20 protein-coding genes are annotated in these 18,894 nt (G+C 69.9%); 4 read left to right on the top strand and 16 right to left on the bottom strand.

All coding sequences use genetic code 11. From position 1 onward, the window contains the following. A partial coding sequence (locus tag ACFOSY_RS23410) for an IS110 family transposase (RefSeq protein ID WP_394310051.1) occupies positions 1-687 on the bottom strand: 687 nt, incomplete at its 3' end. 606 nt (positions 688-1,293) lie between these two features. Here ACFOSY_RS23410 and ACFOSY_RS23405 point away from each other — a divergent pair. Continuing rightward, positions 1,294-1,452, top strand: a complete 159-nt coding sequence (locus tag ACFOSY_RS23405) for a hypothetical protein (RefSeq protein WP_394310049.1) — start codon at positions 1,294-1,296, stop codon at positions 1,450-1,452. Between the two features lie 367 nt (positions 1,453-1,819). Here ACFOSY_RS23405 and ACFOSY_RS23400 read toward each other — a convergent pair whose 3' ends face one another. Continuing rightward, positions 1,820-2,692 (bottom strand): hypothetical protein, encoded by an 873-nt coding sequence (locus ACFOSY_RS23400; protein WP_394310047.1) that lies wholly within the window; start codon positions 2,690-2,692, stop codon positions 1,820-1,822. Positions 2,693-3,559: 867 nt separating this feature from the next. Between ACFOSY_RS23400 and ACFOSY_RS23395 the strand changes: the two genes are divergently transcribed. Next, positions 3,560-4,285, top strand: coding sequence for a DUF2625 family protein (locus ACFOSY_RS23395; protein WP_394310044.1), 726 nt, complete (start codon positions 3,560-3,562; stop codon positions 4,283-4,285). Between the two features lie 217 nt (positions 4,286-4,502). On the opposite strand, the gene ACFOSY_RS23390 is transcribed toward ACFOSY_RS23395, so the two are convergent. After that, positions 4,503-5,624, bottom strand: coding sequence for a hypothetical protein (locus tag ACFOSY_RS23390; RefSeq protein ID WP_394310042.1), 1,122 nt, complete (start codon positions 5,622-5,624; stop codon positions 4,503-4,505). A 199-nt stretch (positions 5,625-5,823) separates the two neighbouring features. Between ACFOSY_RS23390 and ACFOSY_RS23385 the strand changes: the two genes are divergently transcribed. After that, positions 5,824-6,675 (top strand): nuclease-related domain-containing protein, encoded by an 852-nt coding sequence (locus tag ACFOSY_RS23385; protein ID WP_394310040.1) that lies wholly within the window; start codon positions 5,824-5,826, stop codon positions 6,673-6,675. A 65-nt stretch (positions 6,676-6,740) separates the two neighbouring features. On the opposite strand, the gene ACFOSY_RS23380 is transcribed toward ACFOSY_RS23385, so the two are convergent. From ACFOSY_RS23380 to rpsB, 7 genes are all read right to left on the bottom strand, one after another. Then, the gene (locus ACFOSY_RS23380) at positions 6,741-7,034 is read right to left on the bottom strand and encodes a hypothetical protein (protein WP_394310038.1); all 294 of its coding nucleotides are present in this window, start codon (positions 7,032-7,034) and stop codon (positions 6,741-6,743) included. Between the two features lie 243 nt (positions 7,035-7,277). Continuing rightward, positions 7,278-7,454 carry a hypothetical protein gene (locus ACFOSY_RS23375; RefSeq protein ID WP_394310036.1) on the bottom strand — a complete coding sequence of 59 codons (177 nt, stop codon included), beginning with the start codon at positions 7,452-7,454 and terminating at the stop codon, positions 7,278-7,280. Between the two features lie 87 nt (positions 7,455-7,541). After that, on the bottom strand, positions 7,542-8,666 hold the full coding sequence (locus ACFOSY_RS23370) for a phosphatidate cytidylyltransferase (RefSeq protein WP_394310034.1): 1,125 nt from the start codon (positions 8,664-8,666) through the stop codon (positions 7,542-7,544). Further along, positions 8,666-9,223, bottom strand: a complete 558-nt coding sequence (gene frr / locus ACFOSY_RS23365; protein WP_006136598.1) for a ribosome recycling factor — start codon at positions 9,221-9,223, stop codon at positions 8,666-8,668. Before frr ends, ACFOSY_RS23370 begins: the two co-directional genes overlap by 1 nt. Positions 9,224-9,343: 120 nt before the next feature. Beyond that, entirely contained in the window at positions 9,344-10,102 is a 759-nt protein-coding gene (gene pyrH, locus ACFOSY_RS23360) for a UMP kinase (protein WP_394310031.1), read from the bottom strand. 191 nt (positions 10,103-10,293) lie between these two features. Beyond that, entirely contained in the window at positions 10,294-11,130 is an 837-nt protein-coding gene (gene tsf / locus ACFOSY_RS23355) for a translation elongation factor Ts (RefSeq protein ID WP_006136600.1), read from the bottom strand. Positions 11,131-11,285: 155 nt separating this feature from the next. Then, on the bottom strand, positions 11,286-12,155 hold the full coding sequence (rpsB, locus tag ACFOSY_RS23350) for a 30S ribosomal protein S2 (protein WP_394310027.1): 870 nt from the start codon (positions 12,153-12,155) through the stop codon (positions 11,286-11,288). 439 nt (positions 12,156-12,594) lie between these two features. Between rpsB and ACFOSY_RS23345 the strand changes: the two genes are divergently transcribed. After that, a complete protein-coding gene (locus tag ACFOSY_RS23345; protein ID WP_394310058.1) occupies positions 12,595-13,212 on the top strand; it encodes a M23 family metallopeptidase in 618 nt (205 codons plus the stop codon). A 75-nt stretch (positions 13,213-13,287) separates the two neighbouring features. Here the strand turns inward: ACFOSY_RS23345 and ACFOSY_RS23340 are convergent, their stop codons facing one another. The 6 genes from ACFOSY_RS23340 to ACFOSY_RS23315 all read right to left on the bottom strand — a co-directional run bounded on the left by ACFOSY_RS23340 (position 13,288) and on the right by ACFOSY_RS23315 (position 18,883). Further along, positions 13,288-13,845, bottom strand: coding sequence for a TetR/AcrR family transcriptional regulator (locus ACFOSY_RS23340; RefSeq protein ID WP_093763970.1), 558 nt, complete (start codon positions 13,843-13,845; stop codon positions 13,288-13,290). 100 nt (positions 13,846-13,945) lie between these two features. After that, complete coding sequence (whiG, locus tag ACFOSY_RS23335; RefSeq protein WP_006130436.1) at positions 13,946-14,788, bottom strand: RNA polymerase sigma factor WhiG; 843 nt, start codon at positions 14,786-14,788, stop codon at positions 13,946-13,948. 333 nt (positions 14,789-15,121) lie between these two features. Beyond that, a complete protein-coding gene (dprA, locus tag ACFOSY_RS23330) occupies positions 15,122-16,405 on the bottom strand; it encodes a DNA-processing protein DprA (protein ID WP_394310055.1) in 1,284 nt (427 codons plus the stop codon). Between the two features lie 34 nt (positions 16,406-16,439). Then, positions 16,440-18,062 carry a YifB family Mg chelatase-like AAA ATPase gene (locus ACFOSY_RS23325; RefSeq protein ID WP_394310024.1) on the bottom strand — a complete coding sequence of 541 codons (1,623 nt, stop codon included), beginning with the start codon at positions 18,060-18,062 and terminating at the stop codon, positions 16,440-16,442. Between the two features lies 1 nt (position 18,063). Continuing rightward, the gene (locus tag ACFOSY_RS23320) at positions 18,064-18,462 is read right to left on the bottom strand and encodes a YraN family protein (RefSeq protein WP_394310021.1); all 399 of its coding nucleotides are present in this window, start codon (positions 18,460-18,462) and stop codon (positions 18,064-18,066) included. A 112-nt stretch (positions 18,463-18,574) separates the two neighbouring features. After that, positions 18,575-18,883 (bottom strand): DUF2469 domain-containing protein, encoded by a 309-nt coding sequence (locus ACFOSY_RS23315; protein WP_003993268.1) that lies wholly within the window; start codon positions 18,881-18,883, stop codon positions 18,575-18,577. Positions 18,884-18,894 lie beyond the last annotated feature (11 nt).

Here is an 18,894-nt window from a genome sequence, read left to right as displayed (position 1 = left end):
CAGCGTGACGTGCTGAGTCCTGGCGGCCTGCAGGGCTGTGGCGGCGACTGCGTCGGGGTTGCGGACGTTGCGTCCCTTGAGCCAGGTGGTGAGGCGGGCTTGGCCGTGCCGCCGTATGGCTGCCGGGGTCTGGTGGCGGGTGAGCAGGATGAGTGCGCCTTTGTGATCGGTGTAGTCGAAGGCCCGTTCCAGAGCGGGGAAGATCCCGGTGAGCATGTCGCGGAGTCGGTTGAGCATGCGGACGCGGTCGGCGATCAGGTCGGTGCGGTGGGCGGTCAGCAGAGCCAGGTCAGCTGCCAGCTGGGCGGGGACTCTGATGGAGGTGAAGTCCCGCCGCAGCCGGGCGGTGTCTGCGATCACGTAGGCGTCGCGGGCGTCGGTCTTGGCTTCACCGCGGTAGGACCCGGACATCCGGTTGACCGTCCGGCCGGGAACGTAGACGGCCTGTTGGCCGTGGGTGGCGAGTAAGGCCAGCAACAACGCGGATGCGGTGCCGGCGATGTCAACGGCCCAGTGCACCTGGTCGCAGAGGGCGAGGATCTCGCCGAGGGCGGTCAGGATCTCGCTCTCGTCGTTGGGGACCTTCTTGCTCCAGATCGTTGCTCCGGTTTCGTCGACCGCGGCGAGCCAGTGATGGGCATTACCGGCGTCGATCCCGACCCAGAGGCGGGTCAGCTGCTCGGCCATGTGCGTCTCCTCGGTTAAGGCAGCATGCCGTTCGGCCCCAGGAACACCCGCCGTCAGCTCCGTAAACAGCGATCAGTGCGCAGATCTCAATCAGCGGCCAGGCGTCCCGAAGAGCGGGGCGGCCACTCCACCGAGCCACCGGGGGCAAGCGACTTTAGAGCCACACCCCACTCTTCCGGACCGCCAAACAACTTACGGAGCGACTTTGGGGCGGGAGCTGCTTTGGGGCGAGTGATCATGGCCCCGTAACCTTCCGGCGCGTCGGGCAGTCCGTGGACCTGCCCGTTAAAGCACGACGTTGGGGCCATGATCTTCGAGGCTCGCCCCAAAGTGGCTGCCTAAAGCCGTGAAGCCGACCGGCCCCAGCCACAGAGGCCAAGAGCTTTCCGGACCGACAGAAGCGGCTCGCTGAGCACTGGCTTACGGAGATCGCTTCGGACATGACTCATGGTCGGTACATCGACCCGCGTGCAGCTCGGATCACCTTCAGAACTTACGCGGAGAGGTGGCTCCGTACGCATGGCATCGACCCCGCCAGCCAGGTGGTGGTCGAGCAGCGCCGCCCCAAGTGCAACAGCGAACGGGATGTACAGTCGCCGCCCCTCGGTGGCCGACGCCCTACAGGCTCGCATAGACACCTTCAAGCCGGTCGAGATCACGATGCCGTGGCGCAAGCCGGACGGCCCCAAGGTGTCGGCCCGCCTCCCGTTCACGAACACCGCCGGCGGCCTCGTCTGGCGCAGCAACTGCAACGTCCATGTGTGAAAGCCCGCTCTCGCGGCAGGAGGCCTCATCTCGGAGGCCGGGACGGACGGCACGCACCAGTCCGCTCGCGAGCACGGCATGCACGCGCCTCGGCACTTCTACGCTTCGGTCCTCCTCGACACTGGCGAGAGCGTCAAGGCTGTAAGCGAGTACCTGGGCCACTCGGACCGAGGGCTAACGCTGCCGGTGTATGCGCGTCGCCGAACGCGACCAGCTTCACACCTGACTCCAGCCCACTCGGGACCGCGAACGCCGTGACTAACACTCTGCCCTTGCGCACGCACCACCCCCGACCAGCCCACCCCACCCACCACACCCCCCTCAGATCAGGGCCTCATGAACTGTGCCACCGGCAGCAACGTTGCAATTAGTCCGGGCAGGCGTGCATGCATGTCGAGTCGAAGATGAGCCAGTCACCCCCTTGCTTCAGGAGCCCGTACCCGTAGGCGTCACCGTTCGAGAACTCGACTTCGACGTAAACATGATTGGCATCTACCTTTGGGCTGTTCGAGGTTTCGGGGCCGAAATAGGTCACCGTTCTTTCCAGCTTCATCTGAGCTGTGAGTGTTGCTGGCCAGTCAGGGCCACCCGACGGCGTTTCGACCTTGGCTGCGTACTCCTCGCCCTGGCTCTCCCTCAGCAGAATGTCAACGGCGTCTTCGCATTGACGATCACCCAGCTCTGCCGGGGCAATCCGCTTGCAAGCAGAGTCAATCTCACCCTTGGCCACGTCATCAAGGAAGTTGATTACCTGAGACTCAGCGGCGGCTTGGGAGGTCTCAGGCTTGTTGTCATCGCCGTTGTTGATGGTGACGAAGGAGATGCTCGCGGCACCAGCAACGAGAAGGGCTGCGAGGGCCCCAAAGCCCACACGGATGTTGCGGCGTGACTTGTCGATGTTGCCGCCTGCGATATCGGTGTTGCGACCGAAGGTGCTGCCGCTGATGTTGATTCCACCCGATTTGGCCCGGCCAGCTGCCTCGATTGCCTGCTGGAGCTGTCGGGCAAAATCCGCGTCGTGCGTCGCCTCATCAGCGACGGCGGTCGCCGTGATGGTACGTAGTTGAGCGTCGGCCGGGTTGCGCTGGAGCCGCATGAACGCGGCGGCGGCAGGAGGGCGGTTAGCGAGTCGCTGAGTGACAAGGTCGGCCAGGACCTGGGAGGCAGTGTCCTGCGCAACGGAGGTGCCCATGTCGCAGATCAGCGCGATGGCCTGGCTGCCGAGCTCTTCGAAGTTCACGATCGTTACTCCGAGTGCGTGTATAGATCAGCTCCTGAAGTGCATGACATTCACTCAGAAGTCAGCCGACAGGGTCAAGTTGACTTCGTCAACGGCAGCGGCAGGTTGATCAAAATGGGTGGTCCTGGCTGAATCAGCACGCCTTACAGGAAGGTGGGCGCCCCCTCGTAGCGGAGGCACTATGCTGGCCGCGCACATAATAGGAATACTTCCCCCGGAACGCGGCACTGTCTGGCTTCACAGCCGCAACCGGGTTGACCTCAATACCGGTGGCTTAATAGGTGAGGGTCTGGACGTTGCATTTCGCACCCGGTATATGGCTTACGGCCCAGAGACGGCCCAACAAGCTGCACCGGGATCCCATCCGCGCCAAACGGCCTGTTAGGCGACTCACCACTGCCCATCGACTGCCAGCTCTCCGGGCTTAGGCATGGCTGTACCAGTGCCGCAGATCGTCCTGGGTGACCTGCGGGTGTCCGGGGCCACACCTGTCGGTGGTGGTCGTCGCTGGTCGCCCTTGAGCGGCCTCGGACGGCCCGGAGAAGGCCCATTTCCGCCAACGCTACGGCGTCGGGCACACCCTCTAGCAGCAGGAAGACCCCGAAGGGCCGGCGCCCGGCGACCTTGCCAATGACCCGGTGATCCACGGACAGGGCCGCCACGGTAGCCGCCCAGCTCGGCCGCCTGTCCTCAGCAGCCGGCACTACAAGGTCCGTCGGCCATGCATAGTCGTCTATCTCTGGGTCATGCAGCCCTGGGCCCGGTCCTAGAAGATGCGGGCAAGCCTTGGAGATCATCTCGATTGGTGTATCGAGGTGCGAGTGGCCCGGCGGGCCGAGCCTCTGCGGCCGATGCGAGGATGCGGGGATGCGCGAGGTCAATGAGCTGATCAACGTCGGCGATCAGGCCTGGCCGCTCCTCGTTCAGGAGCTGTCCGGCACTGACGTACCAGTTGAGGTGCTGCCCGGCGATGCCGAGATGGGCCGCGCCTCCCTGCTGCAACTACAGGTCTCCGCCCGATCGAACTTGGGCGGGATCGTACTGAACTGCGGCGGTCTGCTCGTGGACAGCGGATGGTTGCGGATCTTTGGAAGCCCGGGTGGCGCCGCCGAAGGGCTGCCTGGCCTGGCTGAGATCAACGCGATGCCCGCGGCGTTCGATCCCGCGTGGTCGGCGGGTGCAGGTCTTGTGGTCGCGCACGATGTGCTGGGCGGGGTCTTCACGCTCAACGGAGGTAACCCTCGTGGGTCCGGTCGGCCCGGCGAGCCGGGCGAGATCCTCTACTTCGCCCCCGATGCCCTGCGCTGGGAGGCCCTGGGCGCCGGCCACTCGGCATGGTTGTCCTGGATTCTCTCCGGAGGGCTCCAGGAGTTCTATGAGGGCCTGCGGTGGGACGGCTGGCGCGACGAAGTCTCTGGGCTGAATGGTCGCCAGGGACTGTCGTTCTTCCCGCCGTTGTGGTCGGCGGAGGCTCGCCAGGATGTGCTGGCGACCAGCCGTCGTGCGGTGCCCATGGCGGAACTCCTGGACCTGAGTCGCACCGCGTGCCTTCAGTTCGACGGCGCCGATCCGGGGTTCCTCGGAGCCGCATGAACCGGCTCATCCAGCCGGCCGGCTTTGCGCTCGTAGTGCCGGTGCAGACGGCGGCATCCGGCAAACCCCAGGCCACCGGCTCTTCCGGATCACCGCTCGGACCGCCATACGCCACGTCGCGGCGGCCTACCCGGAGCGGACCGCCCGACCACCCCGTTGACCACTCGGCAACTGAGGTGATCACCAAGGCGGACCGTCAGTTGGTCTCTTGGGACGATCAGCCGTCGAAGCGGTTCCAGTCGACAGGGAGGTCGGCCAGCGGGTCCAGGGCGCTTCGGTGGGTGGCGCCGGCCCAGGCATGGAATGCTTCGCCGTCCTCGCTGCTGACATGCATGACGAGGCCGGGGGCCACATGGAAGCGGGTGGGCGCCCAGGGCCAGAAGGGACGCAGGGGCACAAGGTGCAGCGCTTCCGTGAGTCGCTCGACCTGTGGTGCAGTGAGTTCGCGGGGCAGGGCGAGGTATTCGGCGCCCATGGCGGCCTCGTAGAGGGAGAACTGGAGCAGGAAGCCGCTGAGCGGTTCCTGTTCGGCGATGGGCTCCTCGTCGAATTCACGGAACCAGACAGTCGGATCGGCTTCAGTATCCTCAAGCGTCCACGGGAGCGACCAGAAGAAGCCTCCTTGGTTCTCGACGCCGAAGACGAGCATCTCCCCGAGAGGGTCGGTGTGCAGGTCCGGCTCGGGCAGGATCCTGTTCTGAGTTCCGAGGGCACCCGGCCGCTGCTTCGCGAGCCGGTACAGCTGTCTCAGTCCACCGGGAAGGCGTGACGCGGAGTCGCCGGCAGGCGATTCGGTGGCGTCCTCGGTCGGGTACCAGCCGGTGACGAACTGCTCAAGAGCTGCCTCACGGTCACCGTTCACCTTCCCGAGCCACCGCAGGTCCGGCACGTGCTCAGGTGGAAGTGGTGGGCGCACTCGGTCGAGGAGTTCTCTGCTCAAGGGTGCTTCCAAGCGCAGTTCGCAGTCGGTGAGAACGCCGTCGGAAGTGCCGGCCCGGCTCACCCGGGCGGTGCCCAGGTACAGAGCCTCACCTTCGACGCGGACCGCGATGTGGATCGGCGACGAGCCTTCGTCCACACCCCAGGGCGCCCCCATGAGTCGCTCCGTGACCGGTGCCGGTGCGGGCCCGATCAAGCGGAACTCCTCAGCGTTCCAGACACCGCTTTTGGCGGGTGCGTCACTCGCCTCCGCGATGATCACTATTCCGGCCGGGCCTATGACGACACTGGCACCGCCCACCGTGAAGCGCCTGGGTGCTGCCGAGCCGCCGACGAGCACGGGTACGTACTCCCGATCGAACACCAGCGCTGGGATTACAGCGGGAATCTGATCATTCATTCCCGCATCATCCTCGACGACAGGCAAGTGGGTACGACCGCCGGACGCCTCGGCGGGGGCGCATTCGTGCGGGTTCTCCCGCCACCCTGGGCTTGAGCAGCACCATCGCCCATCGGGGCGCGATCGCGCTCTTGTGGACCCGGAGCCCGGTTGCTGCGATAGCTGCGATGGCCGCGTCGCCGTCGAGGAGGCCGGGATCGTGGGTGAGCTCAAGGTGGTGCGGTGGAAACGGCATGGGCACGACCGGCTGTACGCGAATCTGCCCGACGGCACTGCCGCGGGCTGGGCCGACTGCAAGACGGGAACCATCACCATCCGCCTGGCTGAGCACCGTGACGCGGTCATGGCCGTGCTGCGGGAGCACTTGTCCACCGCGACCGACGCGCTGGCACCTTCCGAAACCCCGGTGCCCGCATCCGTGCTGCCACCTCTGACCCCTGATGATGACCTCGCCCTCAACTCGCCCGGCACTGCTTTGCTGCCCAAGGTCACCGAGACCTCGGCGGGTCTCATGACGCGCGTTCTCGCTCGGATCCAGGGCCGTCCGGCCGACGGAGACTCCTGGCGCAAGGGCATGACGGGCGAACGCCGTGTAGGCGCTGAACTGGATCGGCTGCGGCGTCATGGGTGGCGCGTGCTGCATTCCGTACCGCTGCCGCGTCACGTGGATCTCGACCACCTGTTGATCGGGCCCGGCGGGGTGTTCACCGTCAACACGAAGAATCACCCGCGGAAGGCGGTGTGGGTGGGCGACGACGCAGTAAGGGTCGACCGCGGTCGCCCCAAGCCGTACCTCCGCAAGAGCCGGGCCGAGGCGAAGCGCGTGCAGCGGGTGCTCGAGCGCTACTGCGGCTTCGCCGTCCCTGTGGAACCCGTTCTGGTGTTCGTCGGTGTTACGGACCTGAAGGTCGTCGCCACCCAGCTCACCGTGCGGGTGTACCGCGAGCGAGAGGTGTCAGCCCTGGCTCCTCTCAGCGGCGTGTTGGCCAATGACGAAGTCGAGCGGATCTACGCCGTCGCCCGCCATCGCCGTGCCTGGTTGGCGGCCTGATTTCTGCAGTGCCCCCGGCATCACCCACGTCTCTACCAGGCAGCCAGTTCGCCGAGCGTCGCGAACTATGACCCCAGGCTCCCGCGGCCGTACCGGACATGCAGCGTCCGCAGCTGGGACAGTTGTCTCTCGAAGTCGTCCGCGTCGGCCGCGCCGGTCCACGGCACGGGCAGCGAGACCACGGAGCCGTCGCGCAACGCTGCCGCGACCCGCAGGCTCGGGGTTCTGATGCGGGAGTCGGGAGCGGCAACCCGCAGGTCCTCCAAGCGGAGGATGTCGTCCCACTCCAGCGTCCGCCACCGCAGTACCGTGCGGAACCGCAGCCCGTCCCGGCCCGCCTCCACGCGTCGCCTGAGCATCCCGAGCGCGCATCCGACAGCCCCCACACCCACGAGAGCCGAAAGGATGCCCCACTCCCGGGCGTTCGGCGCTCCGGCGCGTGCCGCAACCCCTGCCGCTACCGCGAACAGTGCGGCCACCGCGGTCCACCAGCGCGCGGAGTGTCCGCCCAGCCGCAACGACACTTCAGCATGATCGGTCATATGTGCGATCTTGCCATCCGTCACGTCCACCGGACCGGTGATCGTCGTGACCGGTCGGGCTCAGAACATGCCGGCGATCAGGGCGCCGATGTTCGCGGCGTAGGTCTTCGTGCGGTGCCAGGGGCCACAGTAGCGGCGTGGCCTGCGGCGGCCCTTCTGGTCGAGGAGCGCGTCGCACCAGCGGCAGGGCAGGTCGCCGTGGTACCTGCCGTCGTCTCCCCGCCTCGCCTGCGCCATGCGGTGATCTTATGCTCCCCCACGGCACCGGGCCCCCGTCCGGAGGGGACGGGGGCCCGGTGTGGCCGTCAGGGCGGGGCGGGAGACTCAGGCCGTGCCGACGAAGATCGCCAGCAGGAGCCACACCACCGGTGCCGTCGGCAGCAGGGAGTCCAGGCGGTCCATGATGCCGCCGTGGCCGGGCAGCAGCGTGCCCATGTCCTTGATGCCGAGGTCACGCTTGATCATCGACTCGCCGAGGTCGCCCAGTGTGGCGCTCGCGGCGACCGCGAGGCCGAGCAGCAGGCCCTGCCACCACTGGCCGTCGTCGATCAGGAACTGCATGCACAGCGCGCCCGCCGCCATCGAGAAGGCGATCGCGCCCAGCAGGCCCTCGCGGGTCTTGCCGGGGCTGATCCGCGGGGCGAGCTTGCGCTTGCCGAAGCGCCAGCCGACCGCGTACGCGCCGGTGTCGCTGACCACGGTGAGCACCAGGAAGGTCAGCACGCGCCACGGGCCGTCCTCGGCCTTCAGCAGCATCGCGACGAACGTCGCCAGGAAGGGGACGTAGAACGCGGCGAAGACGCCCGCGGTGACGTCCTTCAGGTAGCCCTCCGGCGGTGCCGTCATGCGCCACACCAGCACCGCCAGCGTGGTGAGCGCCATGGCGACCCACGCGCCCTCCGCGCCCCGGGCGTACCCGGCGACGACCATGGCCGCGCCGCCCAGCGCCAGCGGGACGAGGGGCGCCTTGATGCCCTTGCGTTCGTCCAGCCGCGTCGTCAGCTCCCACAGGCCCACCACGACGGCGACCGCGATCACCCCCACGAAGACGGTCTTGACGACGAACAGCGACGCGACGATGACCGCGCCGAGTCCGACGCCGACGCCTATCGCGGCACCGAGGTCCCGCCCCGCGCTCTTCTTCTGCGGTGCGGGGGCCGGCTGCGGGGCGTGGGGCATGGGCTCCGGATTCTGCGGCACCTCCCCCGGCAGGGGGCGGGCCCGCGTCGGCTCGTCTCGGAACAGGGGACCGCTCAGCCGAGCAGCCCCCCGGTCCGCATCCTGGTCGACGCCGTGTTCGGGTACGTCGGGCACGACGGGCATGGGGCGCGTCTGCTGTGCGTTGTGCGCATCGTACGCGGGACCCGCCGGGGCAGCTCCCCGTCCGGGTCCGTGATCGGACGGCCCCCAGTACCCGGTCTGCGGCGTCCCCCAGGAAGAGTCGTTCATCAGACCTCGAGCAGCTCCGCTTCCTTGTGCTTCAGGAGCTCGTCCACCTGGGCGACGTACTTCGCCGTGGTGTCGTCGAGCTCCTTCTCCGCACGGCGGCCCTCGTCCTCGCCGACCTCGCCGTCCTTGATCAGCTTGTCGATGGCTTCCTTGGCCTTGCGGCGCACGGAGCGGATCGAGATCTTCGCGTCCTCGCCCTTGCCCTTGGCGACCTTGATGTACTCGCGCCGGCGCTCCTCGGTCAGCTCGGGGAACACCACCCGGATGATGTTGCCGTCGTTGCTCGGGTTGACGCCCAGGTCGGAGTCACGGATCGCCTGCTCGATGTTGCGCAGGGCGCTCTTGTCGAACGGGGTCACCACGGCCATGCGCGGCTCGGGCACGGAGAACGAGGCCAGCTGGTTGATCGGCGTCGGCGCGCCGTAGTAGTCGGCCACGATCTTGTTGAACATCGCCGGGTGCGCACGGCCGGTGCGGATCGCGGCGAAGTCCTCCTTGGCGACCACGACGGCCTTCTCCATCTTCTCCTCGGCCTCGAGGAGGGTCTCTTCGATCACCACTTGCTCCTGCGTGTCTTGAGTAGGCCCGGCTGCGGTCCTCGGTCGGGGCGGCGGCCGGCTGCGTCGCGTCTTCTTCCTGCACGGTTCACGACCGGCAGGACATTGTCCATCCCCCGGTCAGTTGCGACCGGCCTGGTCACCCACCGTGGTGCCGATCTTCTCACCCTTGACGGCGCGGGCGATGTTGCCCTCCTGCAGGAGTTCGAACACGACGATCGGCAGGCTGTTGTCACGGCAGAGGGTGACGGCCGTGGCGTCGGCGACCTTGAGGTTCCGGGTGATGACCTCGCCGTAGCCGAGGGCGTCGAACTTGACGGCGTCGGGGTTGGTCTTGGGGTCGGAGTCGTAGACCCCGTCGACACCGTTCTTGCCCATGAGGAGCGCCTCGGCGTCGATCTCCAGGGCGCGCTGCGCGGCGGTGGTGTCGGTGGAGAAGTACGGCATGCCCATACCGGCGCCGAAGATGACCACGCGGCCCTTCTCCAGGTGGCGCACGGCGCGCAGCGGGATGTACGGCTCGGCGACCTGGCCCATGGTGATGGCGGTCTGCACACGGCAGTCGACGCCCTCCTTCTCCAGGAAGTCCTGGAGGGCCAGGCAGTTCATCACCGTGCCGAGCATGCCCATGTAGTCGGAGCGGGCGCGGTCCATGCCGCGCATCTGGAGCTCGGCTCCGCGGAAGAAGTTGCCGCCGCCGATCACGATCGCGATCTGCGCGCCGTCCCGTACGACGGCCGCGATCTCACGGGCGATGGCGTGCACCACGTCGGGATCGACGCCCAGGCCTCCGCCTCCGGAGAAGGCCTCTCCGGACAGCTTCAGCAGAAACCGGCCGCGCACTTTGCCGTCGTCGCTCTTCTCAGCCTTGGTCGTCATGGTCGAATCCCGCCTCTTTCACGTGTTGCACATACGAAGGAGACCATTGCCGGTGGGGCGTGGTTCGCATCCCATGCGGCAATGGCCTCCTCGTCAGATCTGCTGTCGCCCGGCACGCGCGCGTGCGTGGACGCGTGTCCGAACGACTGCTGTCGACCCTATCGGGGTCGCGCGCCCGTCGCGGTGCGGACTCAGATGCCGACCTTGATGCGCGAGAAGCGCTTCAGGGTGACACCGGCCTCGTCCAGCACCTTCTGGACGGACTTCTTGTTGTCCAGCGCGTAGGGCTGGCCGAGCAGCGTGGCGTCCTTGAAGAAGCCGTTGAGGCGACCCTCGACGATCTTGGCGATCGCGGCCTCGGGCTTGCCCTCGGCGCGGGTGGTCTCCTCGGCGATGCGACGCTCGGACTCGACGACCTCGGCCGGCACGTCCTCCTTGGAGAGGTACTTCGGCGCGAAGGCGGCGATGTGCTGGGCGACGCCCTTGGCGATCTCGGCGTTCGGCTTGTCGAGCTCGACGAGCACACCGATCTGCGGCGGCAGGTCGGGCATCGTGCGGTGCATGTACGCCGTCACGTAGCCGTCGGCGAACTGCGCGAAGCGGTCCAGGACGATCTTCTCGCCGAGGTTGGCGTTGGCCTCGTCCACGAACGCCTGGACGGTCTTGCCGGCCTCGATCTCGGAGGCGAGCAGGGCCTCGAGGTCGGCCGGGGAGGTCTTGGCGACGTGCTCGGCGATCGCGGTGGCGACGCCCTGGAACTTCTCACCCTTGGCGACGAAGTCCGTCTCGCACTTCAGCTCGACGATGACGCCGGAGGAGTTGTCGTCGGCGATGACGGAGACCACGGCGCCGTTCTCGGCGGAGCGGCCCTCGCGCTTGGCGACGCCCTTCTGGCCCTTGATGCGGAGCGCCTCGACGGCCTTCTCGACGTTGCCGTCGGCCTCGTCCAGCGCCTTCTTGCAGTCCATCATGCCGGCGCCGGTGAGCTCCCGGAGCTTCTTGACGTCGGCGGCGGTGTAGTTCGCCATGAGTCTGTGAATCTTTCTCGAAGTCTGGAGGGTTCGAAGATCGGCGGGGCGGGACCGCCGCGCGGGCAGGTCCCGGGCCACCGCCGGTCTACGGGTGAACGGCGGGAGCGGACGTCATGTCACCGCTCCCGCCGTCATCGGCTCTGACGGAGCGGTCAGGCCTGCTCGGCCGGGGTCTCGGCCTCGGCCTCGGCGGCGGGCGCCTCGGCCGGCTTCTCGCCCTCGGCGGCGGCCGGAGCGGCCTCCTCGCCCTTCTTCTCGCCCTCGAGCAGGTCGCGCTCCCACTCGGCCAGCGGCTCGCCGGCGGCCTTCTCGCCCTTGCCCTCGCCGCCGCCGGAGCGGGCGATGAGGCCCTCGGCCACGGCGTCGGCGATCACGCGGGTGAGCAGGGTGACGGAGCGGATCGCGTCGTCGTTGCCCGGGATCTTGTAGTCGACCTCGTCGGGGTCGCAGTTGGTGTCGAGGATGGCGACGACCGGGATGTTGAGCTTCCGGGCCTCGCCGACCGCGATGTGCTCCTTCTTGGTGTCCACGATCCAGACGGCGCTGGGCACCTTCTGCATCTCGCGGATACCGCCGAGGGTCTTCTCCAGCTTCGCCTTCTCGCGGGAGAGGACCAGCAGCTCCTTCTTGGTGAGGCCGGAGGCGGCCACGTCCTCGAAGTCGATCTGCTCGAGCTCCTTGAGGCGCTGCAGACGCTTGTAGACGGTCGAGAAGTTGGTGAGCATGCCGCCCAGCCAGCGCTGGTTGACGTAGGGCATGCCGACGCGGGTGGCCTGCTCGGCGATGGCCTCCTGCGCCTGCTTCTTCGTGCCGACGAACATGACCGTGCCGCCGTGGGCGACGGTCTCCTTGACGAACTCGTAGGCGCGGTCGATGTACGACAGCGACTGGAGCAGGTCGATGATGTAGATGCCGTTGCGCTCGGTGAAGATGAAGCGCTTCATCTTCGGGTTCCAACGGCGGGTCTGGTGACCGAAGTGGACGCCGCTTTCCAGCAGCTCCCGCATCGTGACGACGGCCATGGCCGTATCTCCTTGAATTTCTCGGTTGTGCCGCGGGGGCCGGACGGCTCCCGCGCCTGACGCCCACGACGCGCCGTGCCACGAAGGACCGAGGGGCGCTGACACCGGGCCACGGCCGTGACCGGTCCCGATGTCGGGGCGTGCGAAGTCGACCCGGTGGCCCGGGTCGCCACCAGAAGTGTACGGGACCCGCGGGGTGCCGGGTGACGCCGTTGTCCACAACCCAGTCGGCCGTCCACAGGTCCCGGTGGAGATCCCGCCCCTGGGAGACGCTTCCGTCATGCGACGACAGGGACGGAGCGAGGGACGTGGGCGGCGTGACGACCGGGGGCTGGGGGTCGGGTGGCGTGTGCGGGGCCGGTGGGGCGTGCGGGGCCTGTGGGGTGTGCGGGGCCGGTGGGGTGTGCGGGGCCGGTTGGGCAGGCCGTGCGTACGGCTGGTGCTGGTGGTGGCCCTGACCGTGGCGACGCTGCTGGCGCCGCCGGCGTCACGGCTGTTCGCGGTGGGGGCGGGGATGGGGGAGGGGGTGGGGGCGGGGGACCCCGTGTCGTCGCCGGTCGGCGCGGGGGCGAGCGGGCGCCGGGCCGCGGACGACGCCGTTCCGGCCATCGCCCGTACGTGGCCGGTGGGGGTACGGCCCCGGGTGCTGCGCGGCTGGGAACCGCCGGCGACGGTGTACGGGCCCGGGCACCGGGGCGTGGATCTCGCGGCGCCGCCGGGGACGCCGGTACGGGCGGTGGCGGACGGCCGGGTGTCGTTCGCGGGCCGGGTGGCCGGAAAGGGCGTCGTCTCGGTGGAGCTCGCCGGCACCGGGGACCCGCCGCTGCGCACCACCTACGAACCCGTCCGCGCGTCGGTGCCCCAGGGCGCGGAGGTGAGGGCGGGCGAGGTGATCGGCACGGTGGAGGCGGGCGGCTGCCACTGCACGGCGCCCTGCGTCCACTGGGGCCTGCTGCGGGGTGACACCTACCTGGACCCGCTCTCCCTGCTGCCCCCGTGGCTGCTCCAGCGGGGTCCGTCGCGGCTGCTGCCGGTGCTGGGGGTGCCCTTGCCCTGAGGAGCCCTGGCCGGCGTGGGGCGCGGCGCGCCGAGGCCGGCCCCGGCGGTGCGGGAGCGCGCGGCGCCTCGGACTTCAGCCCCGGACGCCGTCCAGGGCCAGGGAGACCGCCGCACGGACGATCACGTCGGGGTGCTCGGCCGCGCCCAGCTCGATGCGGCGCACGGCGGCGTCGACCACGCCCTGGAGCAGCATGGCGGTGAGGCGCGGTTCGGCGTGCCCCAGCTCGGCGAGCGCCTCGACGATCATGGCGATGAGCCCGCCGTGGGCGGCGCGGATCTTCTCCCGGGCGCCGGCGTCGAGTTCGCTCGCGGAGATCGCGACGACCGCGCGGTGCCGCCGGTCCCCCACCAGTTCCAGCTGCTTGCGGACGTACGCCTCGATCTTGCCCTCGGGCCCCTCGGCGTCCGCCATCGCCGCCTCGACCTCGGCCGCCCAGACGGGGAAGTCGGCCTCGCACAGCTCCTCGACCACGGCCGCCCGCGAGCGGAAGTACTCGTAGACGGACGACCGGGCGAGGCCCGTGCGCTCGGCGAGGGCCGGGAAGGTCAGCGCCTCCGTACCGCCCTCGGACAGCAGGGAGCGTGCCGCGTCCAGCAGGGCGGCTCGCTGCATCGACCGGTGCTCGGCCACGGAGGCCGCTCGAATCCTTGGCACGTCGTCCACTTTACGGACGCCCCGCCCGCCGCGGCCAGGGATTCCGCAGGCCGGTCACCCGGGTCGCCGCCCGGGCTCAGCGGCCGAAACTCGCCAGCTTGGCACGCAGCTGGAGCACCGACTTGGTGTGGATCTGGCTGACCCGGCTCTCGGTCACGCCCAGGACGTTGCCGATCTCGGCCAGGGTCAGGCCCTCGTAGTAGTACAGCGTGACCACGGTCTTCTCGCGCTCGGGCAGCGTGTTGATGGCCCGCGCCAAAAAGCGGCGCAGCTCCCGGTCCTCGGCGACCTCCACCGGGTTGTCGGCGGCGGTGTCCTCCAGGGTGTCCATGAAGCTCAGCTGGTCGCCGCCGTCGCCGCCGACGTGGAGCAGCTCCTCCAGGGCGACCACGTTGGCGAGGGAGAGCTGGCTGAACACCGCGTGCAGCTCGCCGACGGTGATGCCCATCTCGGCGGCGACCTCGTTCTCCGTCGGGGTGCGCCGCAGCCGCGCCTCGAGGGTGGCGTAGGCGCGCTCCACGTTGCGCGCCTTCTGCCGGACGGAGCGGGGGATCCAGTCCAGCGCCCGCAGTTCGTCGATCATCGCGCCGCGGATCCGGGTGATCGCGTACGTCTCGAACTTGATCTCCCGGTCGACGTCGAACTTCTCGATCGCGTCGATCAGCCCGAACACCCCGGAGGAGACGAAGTCCGCCTGCTCGACGTTGGGCGGCAGCCCCACGCTGACCCGGCCGGCGACGTACTTCACCAGCGGTGAGTAGTGCAGGATCAGCTGCTCCCGCAAGCGTTCGTCCCCCGTCGCCTTGTACGACCGCCACAGCTCGTCGAGCGTCGAGGGAGCGGGCGGCCGCACGCTGCCACCGTCGCGGGCGGCTGGGGGGATCGCCGCCCGGTCGGACCCGGAGGTGTGCTGGGGCATTCGTCGCCTAGTGCCGTTCTGCCGTGGGCTGGTACTGCCTGGGTGCGTGGTCTGTCCGATGTCTGTTCAGGTGCCTGTTCAGGTGTCTGCTCTGGTGTCCGTCCGGCGTGTGCTCTCGTGTCCGTTCTGAGCCGTCCGTGTCTGGGCCCTCGTGAGCGTAGCGTGACTGTGGCGTCGCGGTGTGCGAAGAACGAGGGCCGTGCCGTGCGCAGATACGTTCCGAGGGCCGTCCCGCCGGGGCACACCCGTCGCTCTACGTGATCACCCGGATACCCCAACTGACGTATTTTCCAGGGCGTGTCGGGGTTCCCCCGGACGGCCGAACACGCTGTGTCAACGGTCATCGGCGCCGGCCCGGACCGAGATCATCGCCTGGCGCGTCAACTTCCAGCCGTCGCCGTGTCGTTCGACGTAACCAAGTGCTCGGAGTTCGTACAGTTTCGCGATCACGTCGTCCGGGGTGGTCTGCGCCGTGCGGGCGATGTCGTCCGGGCGGGCCGCCCGGCGGACCGGCACCGCGGCGAGGACCTGGCGGACCGCCGGGTCCAGCAGGTCGCGGGGCAGCACCGGTCCCCTGCGCTCCGGTGCGAGCTCGCCCATGTCGCCGACCAGTTCGACGATCTCGTCGGCGTCGGTGACCAGGACCGCGTCCTGCCGGAGCAGTTCGTGCACCCCGGCGGAGAGGCCGCTGGTGGCCGGGCCCGGTACCCCTATCGTGTGGCGTCCGAGCCGGCGGGCGGCGCGGGCGGTCACCAGGGAGCCACTGCGGTGCGCCGCCTCGACGACGACCGTGCCTCGGGTGAGGGCGGCGATCACACGGTTGCGGAGGATGAAACGGCTGGGCGTCGGATGCTCGCCCGGTGGCAACTCCCCGACCACGAGCCCTTGCTCGGCGATCCGGCCGATCAGTCCGGCGTGTCCGCGCGGGTACGGGCGGTCCAGCCCGCAGGCCAGCACGGCGACGGTCGCGCCGCCCGCGCCGAGCGCGCCGCGGTGGGCGGCGCCGTCGATGCCGTAGGCGCCGCCGGAGACGACGATCCACCCCTTCTCGGCGAGTCCGGCCGCGAGGGTGGCGGCCATGAACGCGCCGTACTCGGTGCAGGCGCGGGCGCCGACGAGGGCGACCGAGCGCAGCGCCCACATCCGCAGGTCCGGGGTGCCGCGCACCCACAGGCCGAGCGGGCGGGCGTCTCCGAGGTCGTCGAGCTGGCCGGGCCACTCGGTGTCCCCCGGGCCTACGAACCGCACGCCCGCGCCCTGTGCTGCGGCGAGGTCCCGGCGCGGGTCGGCCCGCTCGGCCCGGGCGAGCAGCCCGGCCCACCGCTTCCCGGTGACGCCCGGCAGGGGCTCCCCGCGCTGCCGCAGCCGGCGCACCACGCCGTCCACCCCGAACTCCCGCACCCAGCGCCCGCCGGTCTCGTCGCCGGGTTCGAGGACGCGGGTGAGGAAGATCCGGCCCAGGAGGCCGCCTTGGTCGGTCTGGCCGCCCCGGCCCGCCTGGCCGCCCTCAGGTCCCGGACGTTCGACCCGCCCCGCCGGTACGGCCCACCCTGCCGGTACGGCCCACCCCGCCGGCGCGACCGACCCCGCCGGCACGGCCGGCCCCGTCGGTTCCATCGGGCCGTACGGCCCACTCACCCCGCTCACCCCCTCACACCCCCGCCCCGATCACCATCGGCACCCCACGCGGAACGCCCGTCCGCAACTGCAGGGCGAGGGCGACGTCGCCGGCGTCGGGGCGGTCGTGGCCGGCCAGGTCGGCAACGGTCCAGGCGACCCGCAGCACCCGGTCGAGCCCCCGCGCGGTCACCACGCCCCGCTCCAGGCTGCGCTCGGCCTCGTCCATGGCGCCGGGTGCGGCCTGCCAGCGGCCGCGCAGTTCCCGCCCGGGGATCTCGCTGTTGAGGCGCCACGGCGTGCCGTGGAACCGCGCGGCGGCGCGTTCGCGGGCCGCGCGTACCCGGTCGGCGACCGCCGCGGTGGTCTCACCCCGGGCGCCCGCCGCCGTCAGCTCGCCGCGGGTGACGGCGTCCACCTCGACCCGCAGGTCGACCCGGTCGACGAGTGGTCCGGAGAGGCGGGCCTGGTACCGGCGGATCGCCGAGGGCGGGCACTCGCACCGGTCGTCGGTGCGCGAGAACCGGCCGCAGGGGCACGGGTTGGCCGCGAGCACCATGAGGAAGCGCGCCGGGAAGCGGACGACGCCCGCGCTGCGCGCGATGACCACATGCCCCGCCTCCAGCGGCTGGCGCAGGGCGTCCAGGGCCTTGCTGCTGAACTCCGGGGTCTCGTCCAGGAACAACACGCCTCGATGGGACAGGGAGACCGCCCCCGGCCTGGCCGTCCCCGGGCCTCCGCCTACGAGGGCCTGCATGGTGGCCGAGTGGTGCGGGGCGCAGTAGGGCGCGGTGTCGATCAGCGGGCGGCCCGGCGGCAGCAGGCCAGCCACCGAGTGCACGGCCGTGACCTCCAGGGAGGCCTGGCGGTCCAGTGGCGGCAGGATGGACGGCAGCCGCTCCGCGAGCATCGTCTTGCCCGCGCCGGGCGGGCCCTGCAAGAACAGGTGGTGCCCGCCCGCCGCGGCCACCTCGACCGCCGTGCGCGCCGCGTGCTGGCCGACGACGTCGGCGAGGTCGTGGCCCTGGTCGCAGCGGCCCTGGCCGCCGCTGATGCCGGTGCTCGCTCCCCCGCCGAGGTCGCGCAGCCCCGCCATCAGGGGATCGGGCCGCTCCTGGTCCTCCGGCGCCTCGTCGGGCACCGGTTCGTCGGTGAGGACCGCGACAAGCTGGCGTAGGCTGCGCACGCCCAGCACGGACACGCCGGGCACCAGGGCGGCCTCGGCGGCGGCGCACTCGGGCACCACCACCTGCTCGAAGCCCGCGTCGGCCGCTGCCAGCACCGCCGGCAGGATGCCGCGCACCGGCCGCACCCGGCCGTCCAGCCCCAGTTCGCCGATCATCACGATGTCGGCCAGGACTCGGGGGTCGATCCGCTCGGCGGCGCCCAGGATCGCGCAGGCCACGGCCACGTCGAATCCGCTGCCCGCCTTCGGCACCGACGCCGGGCTCAGTCCCACGGTGAGCTTCTTCTGCGGCCACTCGCCGCCGGAGTTGACCACGGCGGCCCTGACCCGGTCCCGGCTCTCCGTCAGGCTCTTGTCCGGCAGCCCCACGAGCGTGAACGCGGCCACTCCCGGCTCCAGGTCGGCCTGCACCTCGACGACCACGCCCTCGACGCCGACGAGGGTCACCGAGCACGTACGGGCGAATCCCATGTCAGGCCACCCCCCTGACGTGCTCGACGACGGGCGCGCCGCGCCTGGGGAGCAGCACGCCGACCAGGTCGATGCGGACGCCGCCGGGCGGTGCTCCCCCGTGTTCCTGGAGCCAGCGTTCCGCCAGACGGCGCAGCCGGCCCGCCTTGGCCGGGGTGATCGCCGCCATCGGGTGCTGGAAGGTCCCGGTGCGGCGGGTCTTCACCTCGCAGACGACGAGGGTGTCGCCGTCCCGCGCCACGATGTCGATCTCGCCGGTCCTGCCGGCGCGCCAGTTGCGCGCGAGCACCGTCATCCCGGTCTGGGTGAGCCGCCGTGCGGCCAGTGTCTCCCCGTATCTGCCGAGCGCCCCGCGGGCCTGCCCGCCGCCGTGTACCTGCGTGTCCTGCCGTGCGTCCATGTCGGCACCACCTCCGGCGCCCACCGTCACGCATGCAGGGGGGACCCCGCCGGGTCACGTGCACAACCCGGCGGCTGTGGACAACTCCGCCACCCACAAGGGTGACGAGAGCTCAGCCGCTCGGCAGCTCCAGATCGCTCTTGTTGAGCTCCTCGATGTTCACGTCCTTGAACGTGAGCACCCGTACCTGCTTCACGAAGCGGGCCGGCCGGTACATGTCCCAGACCCAGGCGTCCGCCATCGAGACCTCGAAGAACACCTCACCCTGGACCGAGTGCACCTGCATCTCGTAGTCGTTGGTGAGGTAGAAGCGCCGCTCGGTCTCGATCACGTATTTGAACAGACCGACGACATCGCGGTACTCCCGGTAGAGCTTCAGCTCCATCTCGGTCTCGTACTTCTCGAGGTCCTCGGCGCTCATGGCATGTTCCC

Origin of the sequence: Streptomyces lusitanus (assembly GCF_042647945.1) — a bacterium.
Lineage (GTDB): Bacteria > Actinomycetota > Actinomycetes > Streptomycetales > Streptomycetaceae > Streptomyces > Streptomyces pseudogriseolus.
This window is presented reverse-complemented; position numbering and strand designations above follow the sequence as displayed.